At 66.9% G+C, this 11032-nt stretch carries 10 protein-coding genes; 1 reads left to right on the top strand and 9 read right to left on the bottom strand.

What is annotated here, in order from left to right:
- Positions 1-57 precede the first annotated feature (57 nt).
- Positions 58-990, bottom strand: coding sequence for a peptidoglycan DD-metalloendopeptidase family protein (locus L2Y94_RS17655; protein WP_247370318.1), 933 nt, complete (start codon positions 988-990; stop codon positions 58-60).
- Positions 991-1081: 91 nt separating this feature from the next.
- Here L2Y94_RS17655 and L2Y94_RS17660 point away from each other — a divergent pair, with 91 nt between their 5' ends.
- Positions 1082-1480, top strand: coding sequence for a DciA family protein (locus tag L2Y94_RS17660; protein WP_247370333.1), 399 nt, complete (start codon positions 1082-1084; stop codon positions 1478-1480).
- 293 nt (positions 1481-1773) lie between these two features.
- Here the strand turns inward: L2Y94_RS17660 and lpxC are convergent, their stop codons facing one another.
- From lpxC to ftsW, 8 genes are all read right to left on the bottom strand, one after another.
- Positions 1774-2685 carry a UDP-3-O-acyl-N-acetylglucosamine deacetylase gene (gene lpxC / locus L2Y94_RS17665; protein ID WP_247370336.1) on the bottom strand — a complete coding sequence of 304 codons (912 nt, stop codon included), beginning with the start codon at positions 2683-2685 and terminating at the stop codon, positions 1774-1776.
- 330 nt (positions 2686-3015) lie between these two features.
- On the bottom strand, positions 3016-4200 hold the full coding sequence (gene ftsZ, locus L2Y94_RS17670; protein WP_247370339.1) for a cell division protein FtsZ: 1185 nt from the start codon (positions 4198-4200) through the stop codon (positions 3016-3018).
- A gap of 136 nt (positions 4201-4336) precedes the next feature.
- On the bottom strand, positions 4337-5572 hold the full coding sequence (gene ftsA / locus L2Y94_RS17675) for a cell division protein FtsA (RefSeq protein WP_247370342.1): 1236 nt from the start codon (positions 5570-5572) through the stop codon (positions 4337-4339).
- 8 nt (positions 5573-5580) lie between these two features.
- Positions 5581-6318, bottom strand: a complete 738-nt coding sequence (locus tag L2Y94_RS17680) for a cell division protein FtsQ/DivIB (RefSeq protein WP_247370344.1) — start codon at positions 6316-6318, stop codon at positions 5581-5583.
- Positions 6315-7289, bottom strand: coding sequence for a D-alanine--D-alanine ligase (locus L2Y94_RS17685; protein WP_247370347.1), 975 nt, complete (start codon positions 7287-7289; stop codon positions 6315-6317). Before L2Y94_RS17685 ends, L2Y94_RS17680 begins: the two co-directional genes overlap by 4 nt.
- Positions 7286-8728 (bottom strand): UDP-N-acetylmuramate--L-alanine ligase, encoded by a 1443-nt coding sequence (gene murC, locus L2Y94_RS17690; protein WP_247370349.1) that lies wholly within the window; start codon positions 8726-8728, stop codon positions 7286-7288. The genes L2Y94_RS17685 and murC overlap by 4 nt, the downstream gene beginning before the upstream one ends.
- The gene (gene murG, locus L2Y94_RS17695) at positions 8725-9810 is read right to left on the bottom strand and encodes an undecaprenyldiphospho-muramoylpentapeptide beta-N-acetylglucosaminyltransferase (RefSeq protein ID WP_247370352.1); all 1086 of its coding nucleotides are present in this window, start codon (positions 9808-9810) and stop codon (positions 8725-8727) included. Before murG ends, murC begins: the two co-directional genes overlap by 4 nt.
- Positions 9807-11027, bottom strand: coding sequence for a putative lipid II flippase FtsW (gene ftsW / locus L2Y94_RS17700; RefSeq protein WP_247370355.1), 1221 nt, complete (start codon positions 11025-11027; stop codon positions 9807-9809). Before ftsW ends, murG begins: the two co-directional genes overlap by 4 nt.
- Between the last annotated feature and the right edge of the window lie 5 nt (positions 11028-11032).

Consider the following 11032-nt stretch of genomic DNA (forward strand, 5'->3'; position numbering starts at 1 on the left):
CGTGCGTCCCCGGCTTTCCTCCGGATGGCGGCGCCACGGGAGGGATTCAACCCTTTCTCAGCGATGGCTGCGAACGTACGCGAGCGGATTGACCACCCGGTCGTGGTACCAGACCTCGAAATGCACGTGCGACCCGGTGGAGCGCCCCGTGGAGCCGGCCTTGGCGATCTCGTCGCCGACATGGACCCGCTGGCCCGGCTTGGCGATCAGGAGGCTGTTATGGGCGTAACGGGTCATGTACCCGTTGCCATGGTCGATTTCGACGACATCGCCATAGCCGCTCCGCTGACCCGCGAAGGTGACGAGGCCTTCGGCCACCGCCGTTACCGGCGTACCCTTCGGCGCGGCGATGTCGATGCCGGTATGGCGGGCGCTATGCCCGCTGAACGGATCGGCCCGGCCGCCGAAGAACGAGGAGATGTAGCCGTTCACCGGCATGCCGGCCGGGCGCAGGCCGGATTCGATCTTGCGATCGAGGAGCATGTCGTTGAGCGCCTCCAACTGCGCCTGCTGGGCGTCGAACTGGCCGGACAGCTGATCGATGCTCTGGTCGAGGGCGGAGGGCAAGGCGTAGGCGGGGGTATCGGTGGTGACCTCCGGGCCGCCCTGGCCCGGGTCTTCGTCGAAGTTGAATTCGCCGTCGTCGAGCTTGCCGACCTGGGTGAGCCGTTCGCCGAGGGCATTCAGGCGCACCGACTGGGCCTGTAACTGCCCGAGCTTGACCGCCAGGGCATTGAGCTCCCGTTGGGCGTCGCGCCTGACGGCATCCATCGAGGCGCCCTGGCCGGCGACCGGGTCGCCGATACGGCCGACGGCGCCAAGGGCGGGATCTTTCGGCCCTGCCATCGCGAGGGCCACGCCGGCACCGAGTCCCGCGATACCCAGGACGCCCGCCAGCACCATTCCCGCCACCTTGCAGCGCATGCGCCGACAAGTGAGGTCGAGCGTTTTCGGCCCTTTGCGGCCGCGTGACACGAGTATGATCTGCATACGTTCCACATCGAATCGTTCAAGCCGGTCCATGCCACCGCCGTCCCAGCCGCCCCGCCGCTCCACGCGTGGACTCACGTCCATCGCTCAGGTGGCGTCCGTCGCGTCGCTGGCCCACAAGGCCCGCGATCTCGACGTGCTGGACCGACAGCTGCGCGCGACGTTTCCCGCACCGATGCGCGATCACATCCGCTTCGCGGACCTGCGCGACGGCCGGCTCGTCTTCCTTGCGCCCTCGTCGGCCTGGGCCTCGCGGGTGCGCCTTTATCAGACGCAGATCCTCGAGGCCGCGCGCGCGCTCGGCGCGCAGGCCCACTCGGTTGCCGTGAAAGTGGCCCCCCTGCCGGTCGAGGAACCCGCCCCCGAACCGAACAAACCGCTTCCTGCCGAGGTCGCCCGACACCTTCGGGCCGCCGCGGCGACAATCTCCGATCCCGTCTTGAGGGATCTCTTCCTTGGGTTGGCCTCCAAGGCCGAAAAACCTGAGTAGTCCAGCACTTACCTCGAGATGCGGTGATGCGTAAGCAGCACCGGATCGGCGAGGTGGCGAACTTTATAGCACGCATGAAGCGTATCAACACCTAAATTGCACGTAAATTTGACGTGCCCGGCCCGTTCTCATGGTGGACGAGATGGCGAAGTGGCGGTCATAGCCACAGAAAAATCGTAGGTGGGCGGGTGGCTAAAACCCAGCCCACGGTGCCCGAGCCTGCGATGCCCTGGCTCGAAAAACAAAAAGGCCGCGATTACTCGCGGCCTTTTTGGTACCGGTGCTGAACCGGCTTAGACGGCCTGGGCCGGATGCGCGTAGGAGATGGGAGCTTTCGCGGGATCCTTGAAGCTGACCTCTTCCCATGCGGTGGCGTCGGCCATCAGGCGACGGAGGAGCTTGTTGTTGAGCTCGTGGCCCGATTTGTGCGCGGAATAAGCGCCGATCAGGCTGTGGCCCAGCATGTAGATGTCGCCGATGGCATCGAGGATCTTGTGCTTGACGAATTCGTTGTCGTAACGGAGGCCGTCTTCGTTGAGCACGCGGTAGTCGTCGAGCACCACGGCATTGTCCATCGAGCCGCCAAGGGTGAGATTGCGCTCACGCAGGGCTTCGATATCGCGCATGAAGCCGAAGGTACGGGCGCGGCTGACTTCCTTGACGAACGAGGTGGTCGAGAAATCCATCTCGGCCTGCGAATTGCGCTTGTTGAACAGCGGGTGGTCGAACTCGACCGAGAAGCCCACCTTGAAGCCGTCGAACGGCTCGAGCTTCGCCCACTTGTCTCCGTCTTCGACGATGATCGGCTTCTTGATGCGGATGAAGCGCTTGGCCGCGTCCTGCTCCTCGATGCCGGCGGACTGGATGAGGAACACGAAGGGACCCGCGCTGCCGTCCATGATCGGCACTTCGGGCGCCGAGAGATCGACGTACGCGTTGTCGATGCCAAGACCGGCCATCGCCGAAAGCAGGTGCTCCACGGTGGAAACGCGGACGTCGCCGTTGATCAAGGTGGTGGAGAGTCGCGTATCGCCCACGTTTTCGGGACGCGACTTCAACTCGACCACGGGATTGAGGTCGATTCGACGGAACACGATGCCCGTGTTCGGTGCCGCCGGACGAAGCGTCATGTAGACCTTGTCGCCGGTATGGAGACCGACGCCGGTGGCACGAATGATGTTCTTGAGCGTGCGCTGCTTAATCATGTTGGGTCAAACCTTGGCGGCAGCAGCCTTAAGTACCGTACATGCTAACACAGTCTTAACCTCGGAATAAACAAACCGGACGGTACAGTCCAACCTCGCTTCACTGTTCCTTCAGTAATTCCTGAGAGCCATTCTCATTTGCCATGCGACTGAATTGCGCGCCGCATCAAGAACTTGCAACTTATTGAATTGATTCCACGCTTTCCCTACGGCAACGTGGCACCGCTCCGCCGCCCGGACGGGAGCGGCGGCGGAGCGGCGGGCGATCCGGCTCCATGCCGGATCGGCCCACGTTTTCCTTAACGTGCCTCTAGACGACCAAGAACCCGATCAGTCGGCCTGGCGGCGCAGGAACGCGGGGATGTCGAGGTAGTCGATCGCCGGTTCGGCGTTCTTGGCCGGCTGGGCGGGTTCGGCGCGGATGGACGGCGCCGGTTCGGCCTGCGCGTAGTCGACCACTTCGTTGCCGGTACCCGTGCGCAGAACGACCGGACGCGGACGCTGGCGCATTTCCACCTGCTGCGGCACCGGCTGGCGCATCGGCTGCTTGGCGGCGACGCCACGGTTGAGGCCGGTGGCCACCACGGTGACGCGCACGTCGTCCTGCATCTCCGGGTCGAGCGAGGTGCCGATCACGACGGTGGCGTCTTCCGAGGCGAAATCGTGGATCACGCGACCGATCTCGTCGAATTCGCGCATGGTGAGGTTCGGACCGGCGGTGACGTTGACCAGGATGCCGCAGGCGCCGGCGAGGTTCACGTCTTCCAGCAGGGGGTTGTTGATGGCCGACTCGGCTGCCGCCTGTGCGCGATCGTCGCCGCGGGCGGTGCCCGAGCCCATCATCGCCATACCCATCTCGCTCATGACGGTACGCACGTCGGCGAAGTCGACGTTGATCAGGCCCGGGGCCGTGATCAGGTCGGCGATGCCCTGCACCGCGCCCAGCAGCACGTCGTTGGCCGCCTTGAAGGCGTTGAGCAGGGTCACTTCGCGACCGAGCACCGAAAGAAGCTTCTCGTTGGGCACGGTGATCAGCGAATCGACGTGCTGGGAGAGATCTTCGATGCCCTTGAGCGCCACCTGCATGCGGCGACGGCCTTCGAAGGGGAACGGCTTGGTGACGACGGCGACGGTCAGGATGCCCTTTTCCTTCGCCAGCTGCGCCACGACCGGCGCGGCACCCGTGCCGGTACCGCCGCCCATGCCGGCGGTGATGAACACCATGTCGGCGCCTTCGAGCATTTCCTCGATGAGTTCGCGGTCTTCCAGCGCGGCCTGGCGGCCCACTTCGGGGTTGGCGCCCGCACCGAGGCCCTTGGTGACGTTGCCGCCGAGCTGCAGGTGCGTGCGACCGCCGCAGGTCTTCATCGCCTGCGCGTCGGTGTTGGCGACGACGAATTCGACGCCTTCGATGTTGGAGTTCACCATGTGGGCCACGGCGTTGCCGCCGCCACCGCCCACGCCGATGACCTTGATGACCGCATTCGGTGCCAGTTTTTCGATCAGTTCGAACATTTCCCGTCCTCCGCAGAACTTTTAGTTTTTTTGGTTGATTCCCGTGACCGGCTCCTGCCGACCGCGGGTTGCGGGCCATCCTCTTGCCCCGGCGCCCCCCTTTTCCGTCGGGCACCGATGAAAAACCTGTCGCCGGTCAGAAGTTTTTCGTGAACCAGCTGCGGAACTTCTCGACCACGTTACCCACGTTGCCCACCGCCGAATTCATGGCCCGGTTGCCGCCGCTGGATCGCGATCCGTGCAGCAGCAGGCCCACGCCGGTGGAATGCAATTCGCTGGACACGACCTCGCCCAACCCGGACACGTGCTGGGGCACGCCCACGCGAACCATCTTGTGGAAGATTTCCTCCGCCAGCTCGAGCGCGCCTTCCATACGGGCGGCGCCACCGGTGAGCACGATGCCCGCCGCGACGAGGCTTTCGTAACCCGAGCGGCGCAATTCGTCCTGCACCATTTCGAAGATTTCCTCGTAGCGCGCCTGCACCGACTGGGCGAGCGCCTGGCGAGCCAGGCGACGCGGCGGACGATCGCCGACGCTCGGCACCTGGATGGTCTCTTCGGCATGGGCGAGCTGGGCGAGCGCGCACGCATATTTGATTTTGATCTCTTCCGCGTGAGCGGTGGGTGTGTGCACGCCGTACGCGATGTCGTTGGTGACCTGGTCGCCGCCGACCGGCAGCGACTTCGTGTAGCGGATCGCCCCCTGGGTATAGATGGCGATGTCGGTCGTGCCCGCGCCGATGTCGACGAGGCACACGCCCAGTTCGAGTTCGTCCTCGGTGAGCACGGCCTTCGCGCTGGCCACCGCGGCCGGTACCAGCTCGTCGACCGACAGGCCGCAACGCTGGATGCACTTGGAAATGTTCTGCACCGAGCTGGCCGCGCCGGTGACCAGGTGCACGCTCGCTTCCAGACGCACGCCGCTCATGCCGACCGGGTGGCGGATGCCGTCCTGGCCATCGATGCGGTACTCCTGCGATTCCTTGTAGAGCACCTTGCGGTCGGCGGGAATCGCCACGGCGCTGGCGGCTTCGAGCACCTGCTCCAGGTCGCCGGCCATCACCTCGCGGTCGCGGATGGCCGCGGTGCCGTGGGAATTGCGCGTCTCCAGATGACTGCCCGAGATCGAGGCGTAGACCGAGCGGATGTCGCAGCCGGCCATGAGCTCGGCCTCTTCCACCGCGCGCTGGATGGAATGCACGGTGGATTCGATGTCTACCACCGAACCGCGCTTCATGCCGCGCGACACGTGGGTGCCGATGCCGATCACTTCGATCGGCTCGCCGGGTTCGTATTCGCCGACGATCGCGACGACCTTGGAGGTGCCGATGTCGAGGCCGACGACGAGCTGTTTGTCGTTCTTGTTTCTCATGTCTTAGCTCAGCTTCCGACCTGTGGGGTGGCCGTGTTTTCCGTGGGCCACCGAATGGCGAATCCGTTGGTGTAACGCAGGTCGGCGTAGGCGAAACCGCCACGATGACCCGCGACGAGTTGCGGGTAGACGTCGAGGAAACGGGACAGGCGACGATCGGCCTGGTCGCGGTCGCCGATCACGATCTCCGCGCCGCTGTCGGTGATCGCGCTCCAGCTGCCGCGCTCGGAAAGCGTCACGCCCACCACCGACATCTGCGCCCTGCCCTCGAACGATTTGCGCGCCTGCGCGTAAAAGCTCACCACCTCGGCCAGTCGCGAGTCCGGCCCCGACAGCCGCGGCAGGTCGCTCATCTGGTCGGCGCCCGGCGCGTCGAACACCTGCCCCTGGCGGCTGATCAGGCGGTCGCCGTTCCAGCGCGCGAAGGGCTGGCGCTCGTAGATGCGCACCAGCAGCGTGTCGGGCCAGCGCTTGCGCACTTCCACCGACTCCACCCACGGCAGCGCGCCGATGGCGCGGCGCACGTCTTCCAGGTCGGTGGCGAAGAAGCCCTTGCCCAGGCGCGGCAGCACGGCGCTGCGGATCTGTTCGGCGCTGACGTGCGCGAACTCCGCTTCGACCTTGAGCTGCGTCACCGGCCAGCGACCGGCGGCGAACCAGCCTTGCATCACGCCGACCACGGGCAGCACCACCAGCGTGATGGCGATGCCCCAGGCGACGATCCGCGTGGCTGCGGCTCCCTTCATGCCTTCGCGCCCTCCCTTTCCATGGAGGTTTCCAGTACGCGCCAGCACAGGCCTTCGTAATCCAGGCCGGCGACGGCGGCGGCTTTCGGCACGAGCGAATGCGAGGTCATGCCCGGCGCGGTGTTCACTTCGAGCAGCCAGTTCTTCCCGTGCCGGTCGCGCATGATATCGACGCGACCCCAGCCGAAACAGTCCAGCGCGTCGAACGCACGCAGCGCGAGCGCGCGCATGTCGTCTTCGGCGGACCCGGAAAGACCCGGGCAGATGTACTGGGTGTCGTCGGCGATGTACTTGGCGTTGTAGTCGTAGTACTCGCTCGCCGGAACGATCTTGATCGTGGGCAGCACCTCGCGACCGAGGATGCCGACGGTGAATTCGCCGCCCTCGTTCACGTCGCCCTCGATCAGGGTTTCCATCAGCAGGTCGCCGGGATAGCGGCGTGCGAGCTCAACGGCGGCGTCGAGATCGGCTTCCTGGAAGACGCGCGTGATGCCGACGCTGGAGCCCTCCCAGGCCGGCTTCACGATCAGCGGAAAACCGATCTCGCGCGCCGCGGCATGCACGTCCGCACCGCGCGGCAACGCCTTGAACTTGGGCGTGGGCAGGCCGAGCGACAGCCATACGAGCTTGGCACGGACCTTGTCCAGCGACAGCGCGGAACCGAGCACGCCCGAGCCGGTGTAAGGAACACCGAGCGACTGCAGGGCGCCCTGGAGTTCGCCGTTCTCGCCACCCGCGCCGTGCAGGATGTTGAACACGCGGGCGAAGTGGCCCGCGCGCACCGCGTCGAGCAGCGCGGGAATGCCGTCGATCGCGTGCGCGTCGACGCCGCGGGCGCGCAGGGCGGCGAGCACACCCTGCCCGGAGTTGAGCGACACTTCGCGCTCGGCCGAGTTGCCGCCCATGACCACCGCCACGCGACCGAAGTCGGCGGCGTCGTTGACCAGGCGCGGGAAACGGGTGGTGCTCATTTGGTGCGGTTCCTCAGGTTACCGGCGTTGCCGAGCTCGACGGCCGCGGCGCCGATGTCCCCGGCGCCCAGCAGCAGGATCAGGTCGCCGTCGCGCGCCAGCGCGGACAGCGTGTCGCGCAGGTCGCGCGGGTGGTCGACCAGCACCGGATCGGTCTTGCCGCGCGCACGGATGGCGCGGGCCAGCGCCTTGCCGTCGGCGCCGGCGATCGGCGATTCGCCGGCCGGGTACACCTCGGTGAGCACCAGCACGTCGACTTCGGCCAGCACGTTGGCGAAATCGTCGAGCAGGTCGCGCGTACGGCTGTAACGGTGGGGCTGGAAGGCCACCACGAGGCGGCGTTCCGGCCAGCCACCGCGCGCGGCGGCGAACACCGCGGCGAGTTCGCGCGGATGATGGCCGTAATCGTCCACCAGCAGCGCGTGGCCGCTGTCGAGGGCGATCTCGCCACGGCGATGGAAGCGACGGCCGACGCCTTCGAAGTGGGCCAGCGCGTGAGCGATGGCCTGCGGGTCGACGCCGAGTTGCCAGCCCACCGCAGCCGCTGCGAGCGCGTTCTGCACGTTGTGCCGGCCCGGCAGGTTGAGCGTGACCGGCAACGCGCCCGCATGGCCCGGCAGGCGGATGTCGAAATGCATCTGGAAACCGACCTGGCGCACGTTGGACGCGACGACGTCGGCCCTCGGATTGTCGATTCCGTAGGTGATCATGCGGCGCGAGGTGTCTTCGGCGAGCTTCGCGGTTTCCTCGTCGTCGATGCACAGCACGGCCATGCCGTAGAACGGCAGGCGATGCAGGAAATCGCCGAAGGCCTTCTTTACCTGGGCGAAATCGTTGTTGTAGTTCTCGAGGTGGTCGGCGTCGATGTTGGTGACCACCGCGATCACCGGCGAGAGCATCAGGAACGAGCCGTCGGATTCGTCGGCTTCCGCCACGATGTACTGGCCGGTGCCCAGCCGGGCGTTGGCGCCGGCCGCATTGAGCTGGCCGCCGATGACGAAGGTGGGATCGTAGTCGGCCTCCGCCAGCACGCTGGCCACGAGACTGGTCGTGGTGGTCTTGCCATGCGTGCCCGCGATGGCGATACCGCGACGGAAGCGCATCAGTTCGCCGAGCATCTCCGCGCGCGGCACGGTCGGAATGCGCTGCGCACGGGCGGCGAGCAGCTCGGGATTGTCCTGGCGGATGGCGCTGGAAGTCACCACCACGTCGGCGCCGTCGATGTTCGAGGCGTCGTGGCCGATGTGCACGTCCACGCCGAGGCTGGCGAGGCGCTCGGTGGTGGTGGACGGCGCGCGGTCGGAGCCCGACACGTCGTAACCGAGGTTGCTCAGCACCTCGGCGATACCGCTCATGCCGACGCCGCCCACGCCGATGAAGTGGACGCGGCGGAACGAGGTCATGAAATCGTCGTGGGCGCGCAAACGACCGGGCGTCATGCGGATACCTCCATGCAGTGACGGGCAATCGTGGATGCGGCGTCGGGTTTGGCCAGCGTGCGGGACGCGTTGGCGGCGGCGAGGATCCGCGCGCGATCGCCCAACAGGTCGTCGAGCAGTTTCGCGAGCAGATCCGGCGAATCGTTGGCGGCCAGGGCGGCGTCGGTCAGGATGCGGGCCGCGCCCACGTCGACCATCGCACGCGCGTTGACCGTCTGGTGGTCGTCGACGGCATGGGGGAACGGCACCAGCACGGCGTCCTGGCCGGCGGCGCAGAGTTCGGCCACGGTGAGCGCGCCCGCCCGGCAGAGTACGAGGTCGGCCCATTCGTAGGCACCGGCCATGTCCTCGATGAAGGCGACGATGTTCGCCGCGCTACCGGCGGCGGTGTAGCCGTCGAGCGTATCCTGCAGGTGGCGCTCGCCGGTCTGGTGAACCACGTCGGGCACCGTGGCCCCCATGGCCTCCATGCGCGCGAGCGCCTTGGGCACCACCGTGTTGAGCGTGCGAGCGCCGAGGCTGCCGCCGAGCACGAGCAGGCGCGGGCGGCCGACGCGGCCGGCAAGCCGCTGCGCGGGCGGGGGCAGCGCGGCGATGCGCGCACGCACCGGATTGCCGACCCACTCGCCGTTCGGCAGGACATGGGGAAAACCGGTGAGCACGCGCTTCGCGAACGAGGCGAGCTTGCGGTTGGTGAAACCGGCCACGGCGTTCTGCTCGTGCACCACCAACGGGATACCCGCCAGCTTTGCGGCGACACCCGCCGGGCCGGCGACGTAGCCGCCCATGGACAGCACGCACCGCGGTTTCACCTTGCGCAGCACCGCCAGCGAGGCGAGCAGCGCGCGAACGAGCATCAGCGGCGCGAGCAGGCGGGTCTTCATGCCCTTGCCGCGCAATCCGCCGACCGCGACGGTGTGCAGGTCGAGGCCGTGCGCGGGAACCACGCGGGTCTCCATGCCGCCCTCGGCACCCAGCCACGCCACCGGCACGCCGCGCGAACGCAGCTCGTCGGCCACGGCGAGGCCCGGATAGATGTGGCCGCCCGTGCCGCCGGCCATGATCAGCACGGGGCCGCTCATGCGACGCCTCCGATCGGTGCCGAGGTCGGCACGGCCGCGGCCGGCTGGCGCACCGCCGACTGGCGGGCGTCTTCGGCGCGATTGATCTCGAAGGTGGCGCGCAACAGCACGCCGACCATCGCGCAGGTCATCAGCACCGACGAACCGCCCGAGCTGATGAGCGGCAGGGTGAGGCCCTTGGTGGGCAACACGCCGAGGTTCACGCCGATGGACACCATGGCCTGGAAGCCCAGCATCAGCGAGATGCCGTAAGCGACGTAGCCGGAAAAACGCTGGCCGAGCTCCACGCCCTTCAGGCCGATGTAAAGACCTCGGCCGACGAGCACGATGTAGAGCCCGATCACCACCACGATGCCCGCCAGGCCCAGTTCTTCGGCGAGCACGGCGAGGATGAAGTCGGTATGCGCCTCGGGCAGGTAGAACAGCTTCTGCACGCTCGAACCCAGGCCCACGCCGGTCCATTCGCCACGACCCACGGCGATGAGCGCCTGGGTGAGCTGGAAGCCGTCGTTGAACGGATCCTTCCACGGGTCGAGGAAGGACGTGAGGCGCTTGATGCGGTAATCCTCGGCCGTGGCAGCGTAGATCAGCAGCGGGACCAGCGGCGTGCCGAGCACCAGCAGGTTGCGCATGCGCGCGCCGGCCAGCCAGACCATGCCCACCGTGGTGGCCACCACCAGCGCGGCCGAACCGAAGTCGGGCTGGGCGAGGAGCAGCAGCACGATGAAGCCGGCCACGCCGATCGGCTTGACCACGCCGAACAGGTCGTATTCCACGGCCTCGCGATGGCGCACGAGGTAGCTCGACAGGTAGGCGACGAGGATGAGCTTCATCGCCTCGACCGGCTGGAAGCTGGTGACGAAAAGGTTGATCCAGCGGCGCGCGCCGTTGATGCGCATGCCGAAGCCGGGTACGAACACCAGCAGCAGGCCGCAGACGCCGAGCAGCAACAGCAGCGTGCTGTGCTTTTCGATGACCTTCAGTTCCGTGCGCATCGCGATACCGGCCAGGATGCATCCACCCACGAGGAAGCCGATGTGCTTCTTCAGGAAATAGAACGCGCCCACGTGCGAGCCGTCGGCCACGGCGATGGAGCTGGAAGTGACCATCACCACGCCCATCGCGGCCAGGGAGAGCGCGGCGAGCAGCAACGGGGTGTCGAAGCTTCCCCGCGGGCCCTGGCGGCGCTGTGCCTGTTTGTTGCCGAAGCCGAACATGATCG

This window comes from Luteibacter aegosomatis (assembly GCF_023078455.1).
In the GTDB taxonomy this organism is placed as follows: domain Bacteria; phylum Pseudomonadota; class Gammaproteobacteria; order Xanthomonadales; family Rhodanobacteraceae; genus Luteibacter; species Luteibacter aegosomatis.